This is a genomic window from Streptomyces sp. NPDC104831 (assembly GCF_055583025.1).
Genome location: NZ_JBVJOT010000029.1, coordinates 37708 through 60490, shown reverse-complemented (window position 1 = coordinate 60490; position 22783 = coordinate 37708). Strand labels below are relative to the sequence as shown.

Annotated in this window: 20 protein-coding genes; 11 read left to right on the top strand and 9 right to left on the bottom strand. The window is 74.5% G+C overall.

The features are described 5' to 3' along the window. The first annotated feature begins 17 nt into the window (after window positions 1–17). Window positions 18–1511 carry an SDR family NAD(P)-dependent oxidoreductase gene (locus tag ACZ63H_RS20830; protein WP_469867070.1) on the top strand — a complete coding sequence of 498 codons (1494 nt, stop codon included), beginning with the start codon at window positions 18–20 and terminating at the stop codon, window positions 1509–1511. Window positions 1512–1631: 120 nt separating this feature from the next. On the opposite strand, the gene ACZ63H_RS20825 is transcribed toward ACZ63H_RS20830, so the two are convergent. Beyond that, entirely contained in the window at window positions 1632–2027 is a 396-nt protein-coding gene (locus tag ACZ63H_RS20825) for a hypothetical protein (RefSeq protein WP_469867069.1), read from the bottom strand. A gap of 493 nt (window positions 2028–2520) precedes the next feature. Between ACZ63H_RS20825 and ACZ63H_RS20820 the strand changes: the two genes are divergently transcribed. Beyond that, a complete protein-coding gene (locus ACZ63H_RS20820; protein WP_318200099.1) occupies window positions 2521–2694 on the top strand; it encodes a hypothetical protein in 174 nt (57 codons plus the stop codon). 56 nt (window positions 2695–2750) lie between these two features. Continuing rightward, the gene (locus ACZ63H_RS20815) at window positions 2751–3236 is read left to right on the top strand and encodes a GNAT family N-acetyltransferase (RefSeq protein ID WP_469867067.1); all 486 of its coding nucleotides are present in this window, start codon (window positions 2751–2753) and stop codon (window positions 3234–3236) included. On the opposite strand, the gene ACZ63H_RS20810 is transcribed toward ACZ63H_RS20815, so the two are convergent. Continuing rightward, window positions 3233–4603, bottom strand: coding sequence for an amidase (locus ACZ63H_RS20810; protein ID WP_469867065.1), 1371 nt, complete (start codon window positions 4601–4603; stop codon window positions 3233–3235). The two genes, ACZ63H_RS20815 and ACZ63H_RS20810, sit on opposite strands and share 4 nt — an antisense overlap. A 289-nt stretch (window positions 4604–4892) precedes the next feature. Between ACZ63H_RS20810 and ACZ63H_RS20805 the strand changes: the two genes are divergently transcribed. Both ACZ63H_RS20805 and ACZ63H_RS20800 read left to right on the top strand, forming a co-directional pair. Then, window positions 4893–7913: an alpha-mannosidase gene (locus tag ACZ63H_RS20805; RefSeq protein WP_469867064.1), complete on the top strand. Its 3021-nt coding sequence runs from the start codon at window positions 4893–4895 to the stop codon at window positions 7911–7913. Window positions 7914–8134: 221 nt separating this feature from the next. Continuing rightward, the gene (locus ACZ63H_RS20800; protein WP_469867062.1) at window positions 8135–8281 is read left to right on the top strand and encodes a hypothetical protein; all 147 of its coding nucleotides are present in this window, start codon (window positions 8135–8137) and stop codon (window positions 8279–8281) included. On the opposite strand, the gene ACZ63H_RS20795 is transcribed toward ACZ63H_RS20800, so the two are convergent. After that, the gene (locus ACZ63H_RS20795; RefSeq protein ID WP_469867060.1) at window positions 8269–9690 is read right to left on the bottom strand and encodes a lipase maturation factor family protein; all 1422 of its coding nucleotides are present in this window, start codon (window positions 9688–9690) and stop codon (window positions 8269–8271) included. The two genes, ACZ63H_RS20800 and ACZ63H_RS20795, sit on opposite strands and share 13 nt — an antisense overlap. Before the next feature lie 127 nt (window positions 9691–9817). On the opposite strand from ACZ63H_RS20795, the gene ACZ63H_RS20790 reads away from it, so the two are divergent. The 3 genes from ACZ63H_RS20790 (at window position 9818) to ACZ63H_RS20780 (ending at window position 14183) form a co-directional block, all read left to right on the top strand. After that, window positions 9818–10696 (top strand): DUF6777 domain-containing protein, encoded by an 879-nt coding sequence (locus ACZ63H_RS20790; protein ID WP_469867059.1) that lies wholly within the window; start codon window positions 9818–9820, stop codon window positions 10694–10696. Between the two features lie 481 nt (window positions 10697–11177). After that, window positions 11178–13265 (top strand): SpoIIE family protein phosphatase, encoded by a 2088-nt coding sequence (locus ACZ63H_RS20785; RefSeq protein WP_469867057.1) that lies wholly within the window; start codon window positions 11178–11180, stop codon window positions 13263–13265. A 54-nt stretch (window positions 13266–13319) separates the two neighbouring features. Next, window positions 13320–14183, top strand: coding sequence for an Fpg/Nei family DNA glycosylase (locus tag ACZ63H_RS20780; RefSeq protein WP_469867055.1), 864 nt, complete (start codon window positions 13320–13322; stop codon window positions 14181–14183). 64 nt (window positions 14184–14247) lie between these two features. On the opposite strand, the gene ACZ63H_RS20775 is transcribed toward ACZ63H_RS20780, so the two are convergent. The 3 genes from ACZ63H_RS20775 to ACZ63H_RS20765 all read right to left on the bottom strand — a co-directional run bounded on the left by ACZ63H_RS20775 (window position 14248) and on the right by ACZ63H_RS20765 (window position 16271). Further along, window positions 14248–14913, bottom strand: coding sequence for a zf-HC2 domain-containing protein (locus ACZ63H_RS20775; RefSeq protein ID WP_469867053.1), 666 nt, complete (start codon window positions 14911–14913; stop codon window positions 14248–14250). A gap of 150 nt (window positions 14914–15063) precedes the next feature. Then, a complete protein-coding gene (locus ACZ63H_RS20770; RefSeq protein ID WP_469867052.1) occupies window positions 15064–15579 on the bottom strand; it encodes a hypothetical protein in 516 nt (171 codons plus the stop codon). Window positions 15580–15722: 143 nt separating this feature from the next. Then, window positions 15723–16271, bottom strand: coding sequence for a sigma-70 family RNA polymerase sigma factor (locus ACZ63H_RS20765; protein ID WP_469867050.1), 549 nt, complete (start codon window positions 16269–16271; stop codon window positions 15723–15725). 216 nt (window positions 16272–16487) lie between these two features. Here ACZ63H_RS20765 and ACZ63H_RS20760 point away from each other — a divergent pair, with 216 nt between their 5' ends. Next, entirely contained in the window at window positions 16488–17639 is a 1152-nt protein-coding gene (locus ACZ63H_RS20760; RefSeq protein WP_469867049.1) for a CapA family protein, read from the top strand. On the opposite strand, the gene ACZ63H_RS20755 is transcribed toward ACZ63H_RS20760, so the two are convergent. After that, entirely contained in the window at window positions 17640–19064 is a 1425-nt protein-coding gene (locus ACZ63H_RS20755; RefSeq protein WP_469867047.1) for an amino acid permease, read from the bottom strand. It abuts the gene before it with no gap. A gap of 165 nt (window positions 19065–19229) precedes the next feature. Continuing rightward, window positions 19230–19700 (bottom strand): universal stress protein, encoded by a 471-nt coding sequence (locus tag ACZ63H_RS20750; protein WP_469867045.1) that lies wholly within the window; start codon window positions 19698–19700, stop codon window positions 19230–19232. Between the two features lie 189 nt (window positions 19701–19889). On the opposite strand from ACZ63H_RS20750, the gene ACZ63H_RS20745 reads away from it, so the two are divergent. Beyond that, window positions 19890–20726 carry a polysaccharide deacetylase family protein gene (locus ACZ63H_RS20745; RefSeq protein ID WP_469867043.1) on the top strand — a complete coding sequence of 279 codons (837 nt, stop codon included), beginning with the start codon at window positions 19890–19892 and terminating at the stop codon, window positions 20724–20726. 18 nt (window positions 20727–20744) lie between these two features. Here the strand turns inward: ACZ63H_RS20745 and ACZ63H_RS20740 are convergent, their stop codons facing one another. Beyond that, on the bottom strand, window positions 20745–21416 hold the full coding sequence (locus ACZ63H_RS20740) for a class F sortase (RefSeq protein WP_469867041.1): 672 nt from the start codon (window positions 21414–21416) through the stop codon (window positions 20745–20747). A gap of 330 nt (window positions 21417–21746) precedes the next feature. On the opposite strand from ACZ63H_RS20740, the gene ACZ63H_RS20735 reads away from it, so the two are divergent. Beyond that, window positions 21747–22721 carry a hypothetical protein gene (locus ACZ63H_RS20735; protein ID WP_469867039.1) on the top strand — a complete coding sequence of 325 codons (975 nt, stop codon included), beginning with the start codon at window positions 21747–21749 and terminating at the stop codon, window positions 22719–22721. The last annotated feature ends 62 nt before the right edge of the window (window positions 22722–22783 follow it).

The window sequence follows — 22783 nt, the reverse complement described above, 5'->3', positions numbered from 1 at the left end:
AGGGAAACGGCAGCGCGATGACGGTGACAGAGGACGGCTCGGCGTCCATGGACGAGATGGTCTACGGGCCCGGGATCGACCCGGAGCGGCTCGCCGTCTGCCTGAGCGTGCTGGAGGAACTGGACCGGCTCGACGTCGACCACCCCGACGCGATCAAGGTGCGCCGGGCCACCTCGCACGTCTACCGCGTGGTCAAGCAGCGCCGCCGCCAGGAACGCCGGGCCGCCAAGACCGCCCACGACCGCGCCGTCACCGAGGCCACCGCCACCGGCTCGGCCGAGCGCATCGACGACGAGACGGAAGGCATCCTGCCCTCCTCGAAGGTGGAGGCCGGCAACATCGCGGGCATACTCCAGCGCCCGCGCTCCTGCTACACCTGCAAGACCCGGTACGTGGAAGTCGACTACTTCTACCACCAGCTCTGTCCCGACTGCGCCCGGCTCAACCGCGCCAAGCGCGACGCCCGCGCCGACCTCACCGGCAAGCGCGCCCTGCTCACCGGCGGACGGGCCAAGATCGGCATGTACATCGCGCTGCGGCTGCTGCGTGACGGCGCCCACACGACCGTCACGACCCGCTTCCCCAAGGACGCCATCCGCCGCTTCAAGGCGATGGAGGACTCGGCGGACTGGCTGCACCGGCTGGAGGTCGTCGGCATCGACCTGCGCGACCCGGCCCAGGCCGTCGCGCTGGCCGAGCAGGTCGCCGAGGCCGGCCCGCTGGACATCCTGATCAACAACGCCACGCAGACCGTGCGCCGCCTGCCCTCCGCCTACGCCGCCCTGGTCGACGGCGAGAGCGCCCCGCTGCCCGCCGGCGAGCTGCCCGCCCACCACGTCATCGGCGCCTTCAACTCCGGCGCGGTGGACGGCCTGGCCGCGCTGCCCGTCGGCACCAGCGGCCTGGACGCGCAGAAGGTGGCCGACCTCGCGCTCGTCGCGGGCAACGCCAGCGTCGCCCGGCACCTCGACGGCACCGCCATCGACGCGGGCGGCCTGCTCCCCGACGTGGTGGAGAGCAACACCTGGGTGCAGACCATCGACCAGATCTCCCCGGTGGAGCTGCTGGAAACCCAGCTGTGCAACTACACGTCCCCGTTCATCCTGATCAGCAAGCTCCGCCCGGCCATGGCGGCAGCCGCCGGGAAGGCCGCGAGCGGACGGGCGTACGTCGTGAACGTCTCGGCCATGGAAGGCGTCTTCAGCCGTGGCTACAAGGGCGCGGGCCACCCCAACACCAACGCCGCCAAGGCCGCGATGAACATGGTGACGCGCACCAGCGCCCAGGAGATGTTCGAGTCCGACCGGATCCTGATGACCTCCGTCGACACCGGCTGGATCACCGACGAGCGCCCCCACTACGACAAGCTGCGCCTCGCCGAGGCCGGCTTCCACGCCCCGCTCGACCTGATCGACGGCGCCGCCCGCGTCTACGACCCGGTCGTGCGCGGCGAGGCGGGCGAGGACCTGTACGGCGTCTTCCTGAAGGACTACGAGCCCGGCAAGTGGTAGGCGCGGGGCGGGCGTCGGCCTGAGCGGCGGCGGCCGGGCGGACCTCGGCCGAACCGGCTTCAGCCCGCTGTGTCCCCGCCGCCCGCCGCGTCCCGGCCGTCGTGCCCCGGCCGCCGCGCCTCAGTCGACCGCGCCGAGCCGGGTCCGGTGGGCCGCCACCAGTTCCAGCACGGTGCGCCAGTCCTCCAGCACTCCCGCGTCGAAACCGGGCGTGCGGCCCTCCTCCTCGGCCTGGCGCAGCCGCACCACATCGTCGTCGGCCGCCTCCGCGTCCGCGCGGACCAGCCGGGACACCCGCTCCCCGAGCAGGGCGCGCACCGCGTCGGCGGCGCGACCGGCCCGGGCCGCCTCGTCGCCCGGGCTCAGCACCGGCCCGATGCCCCGCACCAGAGCGGCCACCTGCAACTCCTTGTCGGCGGGACGGCCGCGGCGCAGCAGCGCGGCGGCCCGCAGCGCGTGCCGGTGCGGGCCGGCGTACAGCAGGTCCATCAGCTCCTCGACGCTGCGCAGCTCCATGCGTCAGTCCTTCCGCGAGACAGCCGTTGCCGCGTCAGCAGATCATGACCGGCTTTCCGTCCGGCCAACGGCACTTGAACTGCGCCCGGTCGGCTGGCCACCCTCAACTTATTTCGAAGAGGCGTTCGTTCGCGTCCGCCGTCCGGGTGATTTCGGATGTCGTACGAGTGAGCATCTTGTGTGAAAAGGCCCCATATTGGGGGTGATTGGGCGGCCGCCCGAAGCACAGCGGTTACAGCTTGTTTGCATTCCCTATCGAGCGGATGCCCGCTCATTTGGTTAACCTGGATGCGGCGGACAACAGTACGGGGTCTCACCCACACCCACCGTCCGTCCTGGGGCACGCCGGCCACAACGGCCCGCTCCGGCACAGTGGAACCGGCGCCACCGCGTCCGAACCCGGCCTTCCATCCAGACCCGAGCGGGCGTCCAGCGCCGTGGCGCAGACTGTCCGGTACGCCCCGAGGGTGACCCGACACATAAGGAGTGCGCGGTGACACCGGAGAAGACGAATCGCGAACAGCGCCCCGAGGAACGCGCGGAGCGCAGGGGCCGCCGCCCCGGAGAACTCGGCAGCCTGGAGGTGTGGGCCCGCTCCGCCCCGATCCGCCTCGCCGGGTACGAGGAAGACCTGGCCGAGCCGCACATCCTGCCGAGCGTGGACTGACCCCCGGCCGGGCCCGCCGCGATCACCGCCCGCATGGGCGTGACACACTCGCGCCCATGCTGATCAGAGAAGCCACGGCCGGGGACTGGCCGCGGATCTGGCCTTTCTGGCACCGGATCGTCGCCGCCGCCGAGACCTACGCCTGGGACCCCGGCACCACGGAGGAAGCGGCCCGCGCGCTGTGGATGAGCCCGGCCAAGCGGGTCTACGTCGCGGAGGACGAGGGCGGGGGCGTGGTCGGCTCGGCCTACCTCACCCCCAACTACGGCGGACCGGCGGCCCGTGTCGCGAACGCCGGCTTCATGGCCGACCCGGACCACTCCGGCCGCGGCATCGGCCGCGCCCTCGCCACCCGTGTGCTGGCCGAGGCCCGTACGCACGGCTACCGCGCCATGGTCTTCAACGCCGTGGTCGAGACGAACCCCGCCGTCGCCCTGTGGACGTCTCTCGGCTTCACCGTGCTCGGCACGGTCCCGGAGGCGTTCGACCACCCCCGCCACGGCAGGGTGGGGCTGCACATCATGTACCGGGCGCTGGACTAGCGACGGTTCGACCGCCACCGGTGCTCCGCCACCGGCGCCGTCCGCCGCCAGGGGATCAGCTCCTCCAACTCCTCGGCCACGCCCAGCAGTACGGACTCCGTGCCCGGCCGGCCCACCAGCTGCACGGCACAGGGCGCGCCCGAGGGCAGCGTGCCCACCGGGACGGACATCGCCGGCCAGCCGGTCAGGTTCCACGGCGGAGTGAACGGCGAGTAGGCGGAGTCGGCGAGGACGTTGCGCAGCCAGCCGCGCTCGTGCCACGGCCCGGCCTGCGGGGAACGGCGGGCCAGCGCCGGGGTGAGCAGCACGTCGTGCTCGGTGAAGAACGGCGTCAGCCGGGCGCGCAGCCGCTCCCGGGCCGCGCCGCCCCCGACCGCGCGCGTGAAGCGGCGGCCCACGGCCGCGTGCACCCGGGTCCGGCGGGCCAGCCGGGCCGGGTCCATGCCCTCCGCGTCCACCGCCGTCCCGGCCGTCCAGTGCCCGAGCGCGGTCACACCGAGGGACAGCGGGTACGGCGGCTCGGCGCGCCGCACCCGGTGCCCGGACCGCGCCAGCGCCCCGGCCGCCCGCCGGACCGCGTTCGTATACGGTCGGCTCACTGGCACCCCGGCGAGCGGGCTGCGCAGCGCGACGGCGATCCCGTGCGGACCGCGCTCCTCGCGCCGTACGGTCTCCGGGCCGGCGAGGACGCCCAGCATCAGCCGCAGATCCTCCACCGTCGTGGCCAGCGGCCCGTTCTCCGCCATCCCGAACCAGTCGCCGTGCCCGATCCCGGCCGGCACCACGTCCGGCCCCGGCTTCAGCGTGACCAGCCCGCAGTTCGCGGCCGGGATGCGCAGCGAGCCCATCCCGTCGTTGCCCAGCGCCAGCGGCACCAGGCCCGCGGCCACCGCCGCCGCGCTGCCGCCGGAGGAGCCCCCCGCCGTGCGGGACGGGTCCCACGGGTTGCGGGCGATGCCGTACGGGCCCTCGGTGGTGGCGAAGACGCACAGCTCCGGCACGTTCGTCACCCCGACCACCACCGCGCCCGCCGCGCGCAGCCGGGCCACCGTCACGTGGTCCTCGGCGGCCGGGGTGTCCGGGGTGGCGGCGGAGCCGTTGCGGCACGACTCGCCGCGCACCGGCAGGTTGTCCTTGACCGCCACCGGCACGCCCGCGAGCGGCAGCCCGGCCAGATCCGTGCGGGCGGCCACCTCGTCGGCCTCGGCGAGCGCCGCCCGCTCCCGGACCTTCCGGAACGCCCCGATCCGGCCGTCGAACCGCTCGATCCGCGCGAGGTGTTCGGCCACCACCTCCCGGGGTGTGACCCGCTTCTCGCGGACGGCGGCGGCGATCTCGGCGGCACTCCGGCCGGCCCAGCTGCTCACGGACACTCCTCGGCTGGTCGTCGACTGCGCGCCCCATCGGTTACCCGTCGGTACGAGGGCGCGTAGGGAGAACTGTGCACCGCCGGGGCCGGTACGTCGAGGGGACGTTACGCCGGGAGGCCGTCGGACCGGGGCGGCCGGTCACGCGGCCCGGGCGGGGCGGGCCGGCCGGACGGTTCGAAGTGCGCGCCGTGGGGGAGCACTACAACGCCCCGGACCCCGTCATCGTCACCGACCCCTGGTAACCGCCCCCGGTCATCACCCCGGAAACCCACAGGGAGCACCCCGCATGCATGACGACCGCACGCTGGTGGAAGCCCGCCTCAGGCGCGTGCTCGACGAACGTATCCGCCCTGCCGTGTACCCCGATTCCGTCCCGCTCCGGGTCGCGGTGTGGCACGCGCCCGGCGAACCCGTGCCGGTCGCCGAGGGACTCGCCGCCGAGCCCGAGCCGATCGAGGTGGGCGCCCGCTGGGGCGCTCCCTGGGGCACCAGCTGGTTCCGGGTCACCGGGACCGTGCCCGAGGCGTGGGCCGGCCGGACCGTCGAGGCCCTGCTCGACCTGGGCTTCGACGAGAACATGCCCGGCTTCCAGTGCGAGGGCCTGGTCTACCGGCCCGACGGCACCCCGGTGAAGGGCCTCAACCCGCGCAACCAGTGGGTGCGGATCGGCGCGCCCGTCGCGGGCGGCGAGGAGGTGCGGCTGCACGTCGAGGCCGCCTCCAACCCGGTCATCTTCGGCCACCACCCCTTCCGGCCGACCCGGCTCGGCGACAAGGGCACCGCCGGGGACGACCCGCAGTACACCCTCGCCCGCATGGACCTCGCCGTGTTCGACGAGACCGTGTGGCAGCTGGTCATGGACCTGGAGGTGCTGGGCGAGCTGATGGCCGAGCTGCCCGTGGACTCCCCACGCCGCTGGGACATCCTGCGCGCGGTCGACCGGGCCCTGGACCTCGTCGACCTCCAGGACGTGAACGCCACCGCCGGCCGGGCCCGCCGGCAGCTCACCGGCGTGCTCTCGGCCCCCGCCGTGCCCTCCGCGCACCGGCTCGGCGCCGTCGGGCACGCGCACATCGACTCCGCCTGGCTGTGGCCGCTCAGGGAGACCGTGCGCAAGGTGGCCCGGACGGTGTCCAGCATGACCGCGCTGCTGGAGGACGAGCCGGACTTCGTCTTCGCCATGTCCCAGGCGCAGCAGTGGGCGTGGGTGAAGGAGCACCGGCCCGAGGTGTGGGCCCGGGTGAAAGAGGCCGTCGCCGAGGGGCGGTTCGTGCCGGCCGGCGGGATGTGGGTGGAGTCGGACACCAACATGCCCGGCTCGGAGGCGATGGCCCGGCAGTTCGTGCACGGCAAGCGGTTCTTCCTGGACGAGTTCGGCGTCGAGAACGAGGAGGCATGGCTCCCGGACACCTTCGGCTTCGCCGCGGGCCTGCCGCAGATCATCAAGGCGGCCGGCTCCAAGTGGCTGCTGACGCAGAAGATCTCCTGGTCGCAGACCAACGAGTTCCCGCACCACACCTTCCACTGGGAGGGCATCGACGGCACCCGCGTCTTCACGCACTTCCCGCCGATCGACACCTACAACTGCTCGATGAAGGGCGGTGAGATCGCCCACGCGGTACGCAACTTCCGGGACAAGGGCAGGGCCCGGCACTCCCTGGCACCCACCGGCTGGGGCGACGGAGGCGGCGGCACCACACGGGAGATGGTCGCCAAGGCGGCCCGGCTGCGCGACCTGGAGGGCTCGGCCACCGTCCGCTGGGAGACACCGCGCGCGTTCTTCGAGCAGGCAGAGGCCGAGTACCCCGAACCGCCGGTCTGGGTCGGCGAGCTGTACCTCGAACTGCACCGCGCCACCCTCACCAGCCAGGCCCGCACCAAGCAGGGCAACCGGACTTGCGAGCACCTGCTGCGCGAGGCCGAACTCTGGGCGGCCACCGCGTCCGTACGCACCGGGGCCGCCTACCCCTACGAGGAGTTGGACCGCATCTGGAAGACGGTCCTGCTGCACCAGTTCCACGACATCCTGCCCGGCTCGTCCATCGCCTGGGTGCACCGGGAGGCCCGGGCGACCTACGAGCGGCTGACCGCCGAGCTGACCGCGCTCATCGACACCGCCCAGCGCGCGCTGGCCGGGAAGGGCACGGCCCCGCTGCTGTTCAACTCCGCCCCGCACGCCCGCCACGGTGTCCCGGCGGGCGGCGCCGGCGCCCCCCAGGCACCGGGCACCAGCACGCTCACGCCCCGCGAGGACGGCGGGTTCACGCTGGACAACGGCCTGCTGCGGATCACCGTGGACGCCCGGGGCCTGGTCGTCTCCGCCTACGACCCCGCCGCCGACCGCGAGGCGATCGCCCCGGGCAGGGCCGCGAACCTCCTCCAGCTCCACCCGGACCTCCCGAACATGTGGGACGCCTGGGACGTCGACTCCTTCTACCGCAACACCGTCACCGACCTCACCGAGGCGGAGTCGGTCACGGCCGGCGCGGACGGCGCCTCGGTGCGGATCGTCCGGGCCTTCGGGTCCTCCCGGGCGACCCAGCTGCTGTCCCTGCCCCCGGGGGAGCGCCGGCTGCTCATCGACACCGAGGTGGACTGGCACGAGACGGAGAAGTTCCTGAAGCTGGCCTTCCCCCTCGACCTGCACGCCGAACGGTACGCGTCCGAGACCCAGTTCGGGCACGTGTTCCGCCCCACCCACACCAACACCTCGTGGGAGGCCGCCAGGTTCGAGGCGTGCAACCACCGCTTCGTGCACGTGGAGGAGCCCGGCTGGGGCGTGGCGGTCGTCAACGACTGCACGTACGGCCACGACGTGACCCGCGCCGTCCGCACCGGCGGCGACCGCGGCACGACCACCACCGTCCGGGTGTCCCTGCTGCGCGCCCCGCGCTTCCCCGACCCGGAGACGGATCAGGGCGTCCACCGCTTCCGGCACGCCCTGGTCCCCGGCGCCACGGTCGGCGACGCGGTCCGCGAGGGCTGGCGGATCAACCTGCCGGAGCGGCGCACGAGCGGCGCCGGCGCGGTCGCCCCGCTGGTCACCGTGGACGACGACGCGGTGGTGGTGACGGCGGTGAAACTCGCCGACGACGGCAGCGGGGACGTGGTCGTCCGCTTCCACGAGGCCCACGGCGGCCGGGCCCGGGCGACCCTGACGACCGGCTTCCCGTTCACCGACGTCATCGCCACCGACCTGCTGGAACGCCCGCTGTCCGAGGGCCGGCCCGGCGCACGCGAGGGCGAGCGGATCACCGTGCGCCTGCGCCCGTTCGAACTCGTCACCCTCAGGTTCGTCCGCCCCTGAACCCGCGGGGAGCCGCCCACCGCGGGGCCCGGCGCCGGCTCGCCGGGCCGCGCCGGGCCCCGGCCGGGACGAGGTCTCACCGCTCAGCGCCCCCGACCCGCCCCCGCAGCCACTCCTCCACCCCGCCCACGTGCACCGAGGCCGCCCCCGGCGCCCGGACGGCCGGTGCCCCGCGCCCCTACGCGGACATCGCGCCGGACGCCTTCGGCCCCGGTGGGCCGATGTCCGGCTCCGACTGGCCGGTGCGCACCCCGGCCGCCTCCTGCGCGCAGGTGCTGCACACCGCGCGGGAACCGACCTCCCACCTCGCCGAGGCGGGGCGCACGGCACTGTCCGAGTCCACCGCGACGCGTGTCTACGCCCTCTGAGCCGGCCCCGCCAGCCGCGTCGGCGGCAGGTACTCCCGTACGAACGTCCGCTCCCAGCACGCCCCCGTCTCCCGCAGTTCCCGCGGGCTGGTGTACCGGTAGCGGAACAGCCGGGCCCGCACATGGCGGGGCGGGGTGCCCGGCGGGAACGGGGAGCGGCGCAGCAGCCTCAGGGTGTCCCGGTCGTTCTCCAGCAGGCGTTCCACCAGGGCGCCGAACCACTCCCCGGCGTAAGCCGGCGACAGCGCGGCGAACCACATCAGCCAGTCCAGGCGCAGGTGGTAGGGGGCGAACTGGCGCGGCCAGCGCCCCGGATCGCCGGGCTTGCCCTTGAAGGCGTACTCCCGCCAGTCCGAGTCCGCGCGCGGGGGATCGTCCAGGGTGCCCTCGACCACCACCTCGTAGCGGACCCGGCTGACGCTGCCGAACGCGCCGTAGGTGTTGACCAGGTGCAGCGGGTCGAAGGACCGGTTCATCACCTGGCGGCGGGAGATCATGTTCAGCACGGGGCGGTGGCTCAGGAAGAGCAGCAGCGCGCCGACCGCGAGCACCAGCACCTCGTACCACAGCGGCGCCGCTGTGCCCGGGCGCGCCGTCGCCGGCAGCCGCAGCGCGGACAGGGCCAGCACGATGGTGATCCAGTTCAGCCAGGAGAAGTTCCCGGAGAGCACCAGCCACAGCTGGGTGACGATCATCAGGGCGGCGGCGGCCGACGCGAACGGCTGCGGGGCGAACAGCAGGAACGGCACCACCAGCTGGGTGACGTGGTTGGCGGCCACCTCCACCCGGTGCAGCGGCCTCGGCAGATGGTGGAAGAACCAGCTCAGCGGGCCCGGCATCGGCTGGGTCTCGTGGTGGTAGTCCAGACAGGTCAGCTTCCGCCAGCAGGCGTCGCCGCGCAGCTTGATCAGCCCGGCGCCGAACTCCACCCGGAACAGGATCCAGCGCAGCAGGAACAGCACGACCACCGGCGGCGCCACCTCGCCGTTGCCGAGGAACGCGGCCAGGAAGCCGGTCTCCAGCAGCAGCGACTCCCACCCGAACGCGTACCACGTCTGGCCCACGTTCACGATCGACAGGTACAGCGCCCACGGCACCAGCCACAGCACGATCCCCGCCCACAGCGGCAGGCACGCGTCCGCCCCGGCCAGCAGCGCCGCCGACACCGCGCAGCCCGCCCAGGCGCAGCCGGCGAAGAAGCGGTCGGAGTAGTGCAGCTGGAACAGGCTCGGGGCGCGGCGGAAGGGCACCCGGGCCGTGAAGCGGGGGACCGGCAGCATGCCGCGCTCGCCCAGCAGGGCGCGGAACTGCAGGGCCGCCGACAGGAACGCGACCAGGTACACGGCGGCCAGGGCCCGCTGGAGGACCAGCCGGCTCAGCCAGTAGTCGGGTGCGGTGAACCACTCCACGGCTGTGCGCGCCCTTCCGTACGGCTGTGCCGTCGCCGCTTCCGGCGCGGCGTTCCCCGAGTTGCCAGCCAAACCCGTGCGATGCCAACAATAGGGCGTAATCACCCATAGTGATGTGGAGTGTGCGGTGCGGATCCCCACCCGAACCCTGGTCGCGGCCTGCGTGCTCTGGGCCGCGCTGCTCGTGGCCGGTTGCGCGGGCACCGGCGTCAAGCAGACCCGGGTGGGCGATCTCGTCTTCCTGCAGGGCGTCGCGGACCGGGGGCCCGGTCCCTTCACCGACTCCGCGGCCACCGGTCCCGTCAGCGAGTCCCCCCGGACCGGCGCCACGATCTCCGCCGGGGAGCTGGCGGCGCCCCTGCGCGCGGCCCGCACCGTGTCCGGCTCGACCCCCGGCCTGTACCGGGGCACCCCGCGCGTCGCCCACTGCGACGTCGAGCGGCACATCCGCTATCTCACGGCGGACCCGGCCAGGGCCGACGCCTTCGCCGGCGTCGTCGGGGTCGGACGGGCGGCGCTGCCCGCCTACCTGCGCGGTCTGACCCCCGTCGTGCTCGGCTCCGACACCCGGGTCACCAACCACGCCTACCGGACCCGCAGGGCGGACGACTACCAGGCCGTGCTCCAGGCCGGCACCGCCGTCCTAGTGGACGACCGGGGCATGCCCCGGGTGCGCTGCGCCTGCGGCAACCCGCTCGCCCCGCCCGCGCCGACCCACGGCGGGGCCAGTGCCCGGGGCACACCCTGGTCCGGCTACCGGCCGAACAAGGTGATCGTGGTCAGCCCGGCGCCCCGGGCCGTCACCAGTCTCACGCTCGTCGACGCCGGGCACCGCACCTGGACCCGGCGCCGGGTCGGCCACGACGTCCGGCACGACCGCGTCGTCCCGCCGCCCGCCGGAGCGACGACCGGCCCGTCCCCGGCCCCGACCACCCGCGCGGACCCCGACCCCACGCCCACACACCCGCCGAACGCACCCGTGGCCCCGGACCACCCGGCCACCTGAGCGGGCCCCCGAGCCCGTCGGGCGTGGCCAGGGCTCGGGACCGCCTGGCGGCCTGGGTGGGCCCAAGCTCGGTGGGCGTGCCCGTGGCCCCGGATCGTCCCGCTGTCCGGGCGAGGTCCCCGGATCCGCTGGGTGTGGCCAGGGCTCGGGACCGCCCGGCGGCCTGGGTAGGCCCAAGCTCGCCGGGTGTGCCTGTGGCCTCGGATCGTCCCGCATCCGTCGTGTGTGGCCAGGGCTCGGGATCGCTCGGCGGCCTGGGCGGGGCCAAGTGCGTCGGGTGTGCCCGTGGCACCGGACCGCCCGGCGGCCTGGGGGCCCAAGCTCGCCGGGGGTGCCCGTGGCCCCGGGACTGAGCGGGGCGTCCCAGCACGCCGGGCGCGCCCGCGGTCCCGGGCCGGCCCGCCCGGCGGTGACCCGCCCCGCGCCGTCCGCGGGCCCCGGGCGAGTCGAAGAATCGGCCGGATCCTGGCAAGGTGGCCCCATGGCCGATCGGGGTGCGAGCGCCCTGTCACTCCCGGAGGACCGGCCCGTGCAGCCGGACCCGGTCCTCGCGCTCAACGGCATGGGCGGCTTCGACTGGGACCTGGACGCCGGTCTGTTCCGCCTGGACGCCCAGGCCCTCGAGGTGTTCGACCTGCCGCCCGGGGAGTACGACGGGCGCCTGGAGACCCTGAACGCCCTCCGGGTGCCCCCGCCGGAGGCGGCCCGGCTCGACGCGACGGTCGCCCGGGCGATCAAGGACGGCAGCGACCACTACAGCGCCTACTTCCGCATCCGCCGCCGCGACGGCACCATGCGCTGGACGCACACCCGGGGCCGCATCCGCCGCGACGACTCCGGCCGCCCGCACCGCGTCGTCGGCATCCTCCGCGACGCCACCGAGGAACTCGCCGACAGCACGGCGCGCAGCCTGCGGGCGGCCCAGGACCAGGCGTTCCGGCAGCAGACCGGCGTCGTCCAGGTCATCTCCGCCGCCCTCGCGCACGCCCGCACCGTCCAGGACGTCATCGACGTGCTCAAGGACACCCACGGCGTCCGGCACCTGGGCGCGACCAGCCTGGTGATGGGCCTGGTGGAGGCGGGCCGGATCAGACTGGTGGCCGAGGGTCCCGCGGGCAGCTTCGTCCCCGGCACCCGCGTCACCCGGATCGACGAGCCGTATCCGATGAGCGAGGTCGTCCGCTCCCTCAGCCCCCGGTTCATCGAGTCACCGGAGGAGTTCGCCGCGCACTACCCCGTCCTGTGGCCGCACCTGGCCGGCCTGCGCATCACCTCGGCCGCCTACCTCCCGCTGATCGCCCAGGCCCGCCCGATCGGCGCCATGGGCCTGCTCTACGACGACCGGCGCGGCTTCTCCGCAGAGGAGCGCGCCGTCCTGGTCGCGCTCGGCAGCAGCATCGCGCAGAGCCTGATGCGGGCCATGCTCTACGAGCAGGAGAAGGACCTCGCCCAGGGCCTCCAGCAGGCCATGCTGCCCCGCTCCATCCCCAGCGTGTGCGGCGCGGACGTCGCCGTGCGCTACCGCGCGGCCGCCCTCGGCCGGGACATCGGCGGCGACTGGTACGACCTGATCCCGCTGCCCGGGGGCACCCCTTCCGGGGGCGGGCGGGTCGGCGCGGTCATCGGCGACGTCCAGGGACACGACACGCACGCCGCCGCCGTCATGGGCCAGCTGCGGATCGTGCTGCGCGCCTACGCCGCCGAGGGCCACACCCCGGCCACCGTGATGGCCCGCGCCTCCGTCTTCCTGCACGAACTCGACACCGACCGGTTCGCCACCTGCCTGTACGCCGAGGCCGACCTGGCCACCGGAGTCGTCCAGATGGTCCGCGCCGGTCACATCGACCCGCTGGTCCGCCACCGCGACGGCCGCTGCACCCGGCTGTCCGTCGAGGGCGGGCTGCCGCTCGGCCTGTCCGCCGAGTTCGGCCGGCTGGAGTACCCCGTCGCCACCCTCGAACTCGACCCCGGCAGCACACTGCTGCTGTGCACCGACGGACTGGTGGAACTGCCCGGCACCGACCTGGACGAGGGCATGTCCGCGCTCGTGACGCTCGTGCGCGAGGGGCCCGCCGAGGTGGCGGCCCTCGCCGACCGGCTGATCCGGGCGGCCGAGGAGCACGGCGGCGACGACGACGTGGCGCTGCTCCTGCTGCGCCGCCACACCCGGCAGGCGGCCCGGCCCGGCGGCCGGCTCCGCCGGCACGTGGCCCCCGGCGACCCGGAGGCCCTCGCCCGGGCCCGGCACATGATCCGCGCCGCCGTCCGCGCCCGCGGCGCCCGCGCGCGGGCCGACGACATCGAGCTGGTGGCCGACGAGCTGATCACCAACGCCCTGCTGCACACCGAGGGCTCGGCGATCGTCACCCTGCGGGTGCTGGAGGGCTCCGAGCGCCGGCTGCGCATCGAGGTCGAGGACTGCTCCAGCGTCCTGCCGCGCCGCCGGGACGCGGTCGGGAACGGGGCCTTCGGCCGGGGTCTGCTCCTGGTCGACCGGCTCGCCGACGCCTGGGGCGTGACGGCGCGCGGCTCGGGCAAGGCGGTGTGGTGCGAGTTCCGGCTGCCGTAGGGCCGCGTCCGGCCGCCGCGTGGCGTCCCCGGCGCCGGCTGGCACCCTGGACGTATGCCCGAACTGCCCGAGGTGGAAGCGCTGACGGACTTCCTGACCGAGCACCTGACCGGCCGCCGGGTGGTGCGGGTGCTGCCGGTCGCCGTCAGCGTCCTGAAGACCTACGACCCTCCGCCCGGCGCCGTCGAGGGCGCCGAGGTGACGGCCGTGCGCCGGTCCGGCAAGTTCCTGGACATCGAGACCGGCGGCGGACTCCACCTGGTCGTCCACCTGGCCCGCGCGGGCTGGCTCCAGTGGCGGGACCGGCTGCCGGACGGCCCGCCGAGGCCCGGCAAGGGCCCGCTGGCGCTGCGGGTCGCGCTGGAGACCGGGGAGGGCTTCGACCTGACCGAGGCCGGCACACAGAAGCGCCTCGCCGTGTACGTCGTGCGCGACCCGGCCGAGGTGCCCGGCGTCGCCCGCCTCGGCCCGGACCCGCTCGCCCGGGACTTCACCGAGGACCGCCTCGCCGCCCTGCTCGGCGGCGAACGGCGGCAGCTGAAGGGCGCGCTGCGCGACCAGTCGCTGATCGCGGGCGTCGGCAACGCCTACAGCGACGAGATCCTGCACGCCGCGCGGATGTCCCCGTTCAAGCTCGCGGCCTCCCTCACCCCGGAGGAGACCCACCGGCTGTACCAGGCGCTGCGCGGCACGCTCGGCGAGGCGGTCGAGCGTGCCCGGGGCGTGGCGGCGGGCCGGCTGAAGGCGGAGAAGAAGGGCGGTCTGCGCGTCCACGGCCGCACCGGCGAACCCTGCCCGGTGTGCGGCGACACCATCCGCGAGGTGTCCTTCAGCGATTCCTCGCTCCAGTACTGCCCGACCTGCCAGACGGGCGGCAGACCACTGGCCGACCGCAGGCTCTCCCGCCTGCTGAAGTGAGGGCGGCGGGGCGGGGCCGCGTGCCGGTGGCGGGCCCGGGACCGGTGCCGCCCGGGGTGGGCCGTCAGCGCGCCGCGAGCGTGAGCAGCAGTCGTCCGTCCGCCGTCCGGATCTCGTACCGGGCGATCCGGTCCGCACGCAGCGCCGTGGCGCCGAGCGCGGTGGTGGGCCGGGTGCCCGCGCGCGGGGCGGTCCAGCCGGCGGCGATCCGTTCGGTGCCGTCGCGGCCGACCACGACCAGCCGGCGGGTCCGCGGCCCGGCGCCGTCCCCGGCCTCGACACGCAGCGCGCTGCCCCACTCCTCGTCCGCCGCGGTGACCCGCGCCCACACCCCGGTGCGCGGGTCGGCCGCCTCGGCGACCCGGCCGGCCCCCGCGTCCGGCGGCCCCGGGCGCCCGGCGAACGCCACGATCCCCGGACCGGCCACGGCCAGCACCACCGAGGCGGCCAGCCCGTACAGCAGCCGCCGGCGGCGCGTCCGGCGCCGGTGCGCCAGCTCGCCGAGCAGCCGCTCCAGCAGCCGGGCGCCGGGCCGCGCCAGAGGGGGCACGAGAGGCGGGGTCGCCCGCCGGTACAGCATCAGCTGCCGGGTGACGGGCCCGAACCCCGTCACGTGGGCCGCGCACCGGGGACACTCCACGAGGTGGTCCTCGAAGCGGAACGCCGCCGCCTCGTCCAGCACGCCGAGCGCGTACGCGCCGGCGTCGCGATGCCGTTCCAGGGACCTCATGCCGAATCCTCGTGCCGTCGGGTGCGGGCGGGGCTGCCCCGTGCCCCCACCCGTACGCAGCGGACCACCGGATCACTCACGGCACGCACGCGATCGTGACCGGGGGACGCGGAGCCGCCCGGCCGCGGACCGGTGCGCGGCGTGAAGGGTTCAGAAGAGGTGGATCGCCAGGTGCCCGAGCGGCAGGCCCAGCCGCCACGCCGGGGTCCACACCTTCGGGCCGTCGTCCTCCCCGACCACCGGGCCGCCGCCCGGCACCGCGTCCAGGTCCGGCGCCAGCAGTTCGGTCTCCTCCAGCCAGCGCCAGGCGTCGGCGGCGAGCGCCAGGTCCGGGCAGGGCGCGTCGGATGCGGCCGCCCGTTCGGCCCGCTCGGCCATGCGCGCCCGCACCCAGTCCTGCCACGGCCGGTCGTGGGCGGTCAGCGCCAGCCAGTTCTCCAGCTGGGAGATCACCCGGATGCCGGACAGCTCCCCGTCGGTGTCGGACAGGAAGACGGTCAGCGCGAGCGCGTCCCGGCCGGCCCGGTACTCGAAGGACGCCGGCGGCATCAGATCGCCGGTGCGCAGCAGCTCGTCGGCGATGTACTCGGCGTACAGCCAGGCCATCGGGACGGTCAGCCCGCCGCCGTCGGCGCCGCCCGTGCTCTCGTGACCTCCGTGCAGCATCCCTTCCTGCCCTTCCTCCGGTGCGTGCGCGTCGCCCGGGCCGTCGGGGCCGGACCCCCGTCCGGAACGCGGATGAGGACAGCCCATGCCCGAACGCGGGCCGCGGCAAGGCGCTTTACCGAGACTTGACCGTCCTTGCGGTTTCACCGCAGGTCGGCCGCGTAACCCGGCAGGACCCGGCGCAGGGCACGCAGCGCGTAGTACGCGCGGGACTTCACGGTACCCTGTGGAATCCCCAGGGCCTCGGCCGCTTCCGCCACACTGGCCCCGCGGAAATACACGAGTACGAGCACGTCACGGTGGGCGGGAGTGAGTGTCTTCACAGCCTCCCGCACGTCGAGCATCGCCGCGGCCCGCTCGGCGTGGTCGGCGGTCACCCGGGCGTTCTCCGGCACCTCGTCGCCGGTCTCGGGCGGCCGGGCCCGCCGCGCCCGCCGGGCGTCGATCGCGAGCCGCCGGGCCACGGTCAGCAGCCAGGGCCGTACCGAGTCGAAGTCGTCGGCGTGCAGGGCCTCCGGGTGCTGCCAGGCGCGCACCAGCGTCTCCTGGACGAGGTCCTCGGCGCGCTGGCGGTCTCCGTCGCACAGCCTGAGCAGCAGGGCGAACAGCGGACCGCCGTGCTCGCGCTGGAGCGCGGCCAGCTCGTGCTCGGCGGTCGTCGTCCCGTGGGTGAGTGAGGTTCCGGCCGTCATGGCCGTATGCCAGCGCAGGCCGTGCCCGGCGGACAGGGGGCGGACCGGGTCGTGCGACGGACGGTCGATCGCGTCGGCGAACGGTCGGCCGGGCGGTACACCGGGACACCGGACGGGCTAATGACGCCACCCGGACTGTTTATCCGACGCATCAGCTTCATACCCATATGCCCGTCACGGCTTCGTCTGCACGGACGACGACCCTGGGGTGAGTTGATGATCGGACGCAGAAAGCAGGTGGCGCTGGTCCTGACCGCCGTCCTCGCGGCGGGGGCGGCCTGCCGGAATCAGCACGAGGAATCCGGCGCGCCGGGACCCGCGGGACCCCCGGCGTCCCCGGCGCCCGCCGCGGCCGGGCCCTTCACCCTCGTTGCCTCCGGGAGCATCCTGCCGCACGCCACCGTCGTCGAACGGGCCGCCTACGACGCCGGCGGCGACGGCCACGACTTCCGCCCCATGCTCTCCGGCGTCCAACCGGTCGTCTCGGGCGCCGATCTGGCGCTGTGTCACCTCGCCACCGGCTACGACCCCGCCGGCGGGCCCCCGCCGACCGCCCCGCCGCGACTGGCCGAGGACCTCGCCGCCACCGGCTACGACGGCTGTTCCACCGCCTCCGCCCACGCGCTGGACGACGGCGCCGACGGTGTGCGGCGCACCCTGGACGCCCTGGACCGGGCCGGGCTGCGGCACGCCGGGACCGCCCGCAGCGAGACCGAGGCCCGCTCGGTCATGCTGTACCGGGCGGGCGGCGCCCGGGTCGCCCACCTCGCCTACGCCGCCGCCACCGGCCAGCCGCCGCCCGCCGGCCGGCCCTGGGCGGTCGGCCTGATCGACGCCGACCGGATCGTCGCCGACGCCCGCGCCGCCCGGCGGGGCGGCGCCGACGTGGTCGTGGTCTCCCTGGACTGGGGCACCGAGGGGCAGGACGGACCCGACCCGGTCCAGCTCACCCTCGCCGGGCGGCTGACCGCCTCGGCCACGGACGGCCACCCCGACATCGACCTGATCCTCGGCACCTGTCCCCACGTCCCGCAGGCGTACGAGAAGGTCAACGGCACCTGGGTGGTCTACGGACTGGGCGACCAGATCGCCGGCCCGCGCCACGACGGGCAAGGCGCCCCGGACCCGCGCGGCAACGAGTCCACCCTCGGCCGCTTCACCTTCGCCCCGCCGGACCGGCCGGGCGGACCCTGGCGGGTGGTGAAGGCCGAGTTCGTCCCCCAGCTCTACGACCTCGACGCCGGCCGGGTGCTCGACCTCGGCCGGGCCATCGCCCAGGGCGCCGAGCTGGAGGGCGCCCGCGACCGGATCAGGGACGTGGTCCTCGGCCGCGGGGCCGCCCGGGACGGCCTGGTCATGGCGGAGTGATCAGCCGCCGCTCCGCCCGCGGGCCAGCACCGAACGCCGGTAGGAGTAGGCGAAGTAGATGACACAGCCGAGCGCGAACCACACCGCGAACCGCAGCCAGGTCTGCCACTGCAGGAACGTGATCAGCCAGACGGAGAAGAGCACCCCGAGCGCGGGCACGACCGGCATGCCCGGTGTCCGGAAGGTGCGCGGCAGCTCCGGCTGCCGGTAGCGCAGCACGATCACCGCCGCGCACACCACCACGAACGCCAGCAGGATGCCGATGTTGGTCAGCTCGGCCGCCTCGCCGATCGGGACGAAACCGGCGATGAGCGCGGACGCCACCCCGACGATCCAGGTCACCCGGGTCGGCACGTGCCGCGTCGGGTGGGTCTTGGCGAACCACGTGGGCAGCAGCCCGTCCCGGGACATCGAATACCACACCCGGGTCACGCCCAGCATGAAGGTGAACATCACCGTGAGGATGCCGATGATCGCCCCGACCGCGATCACGTCCGCCAGCGCCCCGAGCCCCACCGACTTGAACGCGGTGGAGAAGCCGCTCTCCTTGTCGATCTCCTTGTAGTTCTGCATGCCCGTCAGCACCAGGCAGGCCGCCACGTACAGCACCATCGAGATCACCAGCGAGTAGATGATCGCCTTCGGCATGTGCCGCTGGGCGTCCTTCGACTCCTCGGCCGCCGTCGACATCGCGTCGTAGCCGAACACCGCGAAGAACACCGTCGCCGCGCCCGTGAACGCCCCGCCGACGCCGTAGGGGAAGAACGGGTGGTAGTTCCCGGTGTTGATGTGGAACACGCCCACCCCGATCACCAGCAGCACCACCAGCACCTTCAGGGCGACCACGAACGTCTCGAACCGGGCCGCGCTGCGGATGCCCAGGGTCAGCAGCCAGGCGATGAGCAGGCACAGCACGGCCGCGAACAGGTCGACCCGGTGCCCGCTGCCGGTGCCGGGCGCGCCCAGCATCCACCGCGGCAGATCGGCGCCCAGCTCCCCGACCAGGAACCCGAAGTAACCGGAGATGCCGATGGCCACCACGGACACGATCGCCGTGTACTCCAGCAGCAGGTCCCAGCCGATGAACCAGCCCGCGAACTCGCCGAGCACCGCGTACCCGTAGGTGTAGGCCGAGCCCGCCTTCGGGATCATCCCGGCGAACTCGGCGTACGACAGCGCCGCACACGCGCTCGCCACACCGGCGATCAGGAACGACACCAGCACCGCGGGGCCGGCGGTGCCGTTGGCCACCGTGCCGGCCAGCGTGAACACGCCCGCGCCGATGATGCCGCCCACCCCGATCGCGGTGAGCTGCCAGAGCCCCAGCGACCTCTCCAGCCGGGTGCCCTCGCCGACCTCGGTCTCCTCGATGTGCTCGATGGGTTTGCGGCGGAGGATCCCCTCACCCGCGCGGAGCCTGCCCATGCGCCTCACCTCTTCGCCGACGGCAACGCCTGACGGCGGATCATGATGTCTCAGCGCCGCCGCCCAGGGAAGACGCCACGCACGGTCCGGCCAGGAGGCGCCGTGATCCCTTCGCGCGCTGCCGCCGGTGCCGCCGGTGCGGCCGGGAGCGTGGCCGCGACGGCCTTACGGCACCACCGTCACCGGCCAGCGGCCCGCCTTCACCAGCCGGATCGCCACCGAGCCGATGATCCGGTGGCCGGCCTGCTCCGACGCGCCCACCACCACCGCGTCCGCCTTCAGTTCGTCCGCCGCCCGCACCAGCCCGCTGTAGGGGTCGCCGCGGAAGGTGTGGAACTCCCAGCGCACCTCGAATATCCCCTTGACCCGCTCGGCCGCCTCCCGGATCTGCCCGATCAGGTCCTCGGCGATCTCGTCGGTCGCCTCCGCCACCGGCGCCCCGAGCGCCGCGCCCGCCGCGAGCACCGGCTGCACGTACACCACGGCCAGCAGCGCGTGCTGGCGCCGGGCCAGACCGCCGGCGTACGCGGCGGCGCGCAGCGAGGAGTCCGAGCCGTCCACCCCGACGAGGACGACCTTCGGGCCGTCCGTGCCCCGCTCGAACGTGTGCGAAGGCTGTTCGTGCTGTTCCGTCACGCCCCGAGGCTAGCGGAATCCCCGGTTCCCACCCAGGCCGGGGCCCGCCCGCCGATGGCGGGGCCGGTCGTGGACATGGCGGGAAGGCCGCCGGGGAAGCGCCCGCCGGATCCGCTGTCCGGGTGCATTACCGCCGCCGCACCGACGGTGTTGCGGTGCGGCGGCGTCCGGCCGGGCGACTGATGAGTCATGCAGAAGGATCAGTTGTTCACGCGGCGCCGGATGCTCCTCGCCGGTGTCGCCGCGCTCGGTTCGGCGGGCACGGCGGGTGCCGTGCTGGCGGGTGACGGCGAGGAGACCGTCCGGGCCGCCGTGGCCCCCGCCCCCGGGCCCCAGGCCCGTCCGGCCCTGGGGCCCTCCGCCTTCCGGCTCCAGCCGCTCACCGGATACGGGCCACCGCGCACCCCGCCCCGCAAGCTCAAGGTGCGCAAGGAGCCCATCCTGCGGATCTCCGGGCAGGACCGGCGCATGGTGCTGACCTTCGACGACGGGCCCCACCCCGACTACACCCCGCACATCCTCGACACCCTCGCCCGGTACCACGTCCGGGCGATGTTCTTCGTCTGCGGGGAGTGCGTCGTGGACAACCGGGAACTGCTGGCCCGGATGGCCGACGAGGGCCATGTCGTCGGCAACCACACCTGGACCCACCCGCTGCTGACGTCCCTCGGCCGCAAGGAGATCCGCTCCGAGATGGAGCGCACCAGCGAGGTCATCGAGGACACCTACGGCGAGCGCCCCCAGTGGTTCCGCGCGCCCTACGGCGCCTGGAACCGGGCCGCCTTCCAACTGGGCGCCGAGATGGGCATGGAGCCGATGGCCTGGACCGTGGACACCACCGACTGGATGGAGCCCGGCACCGACACCATCGTCGACCGGGTGGAGAGCGGCGCCGCCCCCGGCGTCGTGGTGCTCTCCCACGACGCCGGGGGCGACCGCTCGCAGACCGTCCGCGCGATCCGCGAATGGCTGCCCCGTCTGCTCGACTCCGGCTACCGGCTCACCGTGCCGGGCCGCCGGGTGTGAGGGCCCCGGCGGGGCGGTTCAGACGACCGCGGCCAGACGGGCGAAGACGACGACGTTGCCCTCGTAGCCGTTCTGCTTCGAGAAACCGCCCCCGCAGGTGATGACCCGCAGCTCCGGGGTGCCCTTGGAGCCGTAGACCCGGTCGCCGGGGAAGTCGTTCTTGGCGAAGACCTCGACGCCGTAGATCTCGAACACGGCGGTCTTCCCGTCCTGGCGCGCGACCTCGACCTGGTTGCCCTTCTTCAGCGCCCCGAGGCCGTAGAACACGGCGGGCCCCTGCTCGTTGTCGACGTGGCCGACGATGACCGCGGTGCCTTTCTCGCCCGGGGACACGGCGCCGGTGAACCAGCCGGCCTGGCCCGGGTTCTCCGGCGGCGGCGCGGCGACCCAGCCGTCCGCGTCCAGGCCGACCTGGATGACGGGGGCGTCCACCCGGATCGCCGGGATCCGCACCCGCCGCACGGGCGAGAACGGCAGCGCGGTGGGTGCGGGCGCGAGGGTGCCGAGGGTGGCGCGGGCGTCCGGGGCCGCCGCCGAGGCGGGCTGCGGCGGGCCGACGTCGAACTCCCCGGAGCCGTTGCGGATGAGGGCCAGGCCGGTCAGCAGCACCAGCGCTATCACCCCCCACGGGGCGCGCCTCCTCCGCCGCTCCTCCTCCTCGGCAAGCAGGGCCAGCTTGGACGCAGACATTCGCCATCCCCTCTCGACGCGGTCCCGCCACGTCCATCGCACATGGGAAAACGCTAAGTCCCGCACGGGCGGCGGGCGACGGGGCGATCGGCGAACGGGTGGCCGGCCGCGCGCCCGGTGCGCCATCCGAGTTGCCGTTCCCAGATATTTTCTGACGGTCCGTGACCTGCGGCAATATCCGATTGTGTGGTGATACGCCGGTGTGTCGGCTCACCAGGACGGACCATTCTCGACATGCGGGCGTGTTCCGCGCGCCCGAGTGTCGTCCCGGGAGGTGCTTCTCGCCGATCCACCGGGGACGGGACCCGGTGACCTCCCGCGGAGGATCACATGCGCAACCAACGTGCCCTGACGGCGGCGTGCACCACGGTCGCCGTCCTCGGGCTCGCCGTCCCCGTGGCCGTCGCGGACGGCATGGGAAACGGGGGCGGGCCGAGCGGCACCGACACCACTGTCATCGTCCCCGGCACCGGCAACATCGGCACCTTCAGCGGGAACGGCGTCTTCCCGGGGAACGGCAACGCCAACGGAAACGGCCACTTCAACGGGAACGGGAACGGCAACGGAAACGGCCACTTCAACGGGAACGGCAACGGGAACGGGAACGGCAACTTCAACGGCAACGGCAACGGCAACGGGAACGGGAACGGCCGCGGGGGTGAGGGCAACGGCCGGGGCGGCGAGGGCAACGGGCGCGGGGGCGAGGGCAACGGCCGGGGCGGGGAAGGCAACGGGCGCGGCGGCGAGGGCAACGGCCGCGGTGGCGAGGGGAACGGCCGCGGTGGCGAGGGCTTCGGCAACGGCCGGGGCGGGGAGGGCGGGGGCAACGGCCGCGGGGGCGAGGACTTCGGCAACCGGGGCGGCGACTTCGGACACGGGAACGGCGGCGAGGGCCGGGACGAGGGCTTCGGCGACGCGCACGACATCTTCGTCACCCCCGATGTGCTGCCGGCCGGGGGCCGCCTCACCGTCATCGTCAACGGCTGCCGGGGCGGTACGGCGAGTTCCGACGCCTTCGGCACCATCCGGCTGGAGTCGTTCCGCGACGACACGGCGCGGGGCGTCGCCATCGTCGACCGCGACGCCCGCCGCGGCCGGTACAGCGTCACCGTCCGCTGCGACGGCCGCACCCTGACCCGCCGGGACGCCTTCACCGTGCTCGGCGGGGTCAACGGCGGCCTCGGCGGCAGCCGGGCCGTCGGCGCGACACCCACCGACATGGCGATCGGCGGCGGTCTGGTCACCGCGGCCCTGGTGGGCGGGGGCGCCTTCTGGCTGCGCCGCCGGCACGAGAAGGGGGCCTGAGCCGCCGGTGCCCCGCGACCTCTCCGCCGCCGGGCACCCGCGCCACGGCCGGCCCACGCCCC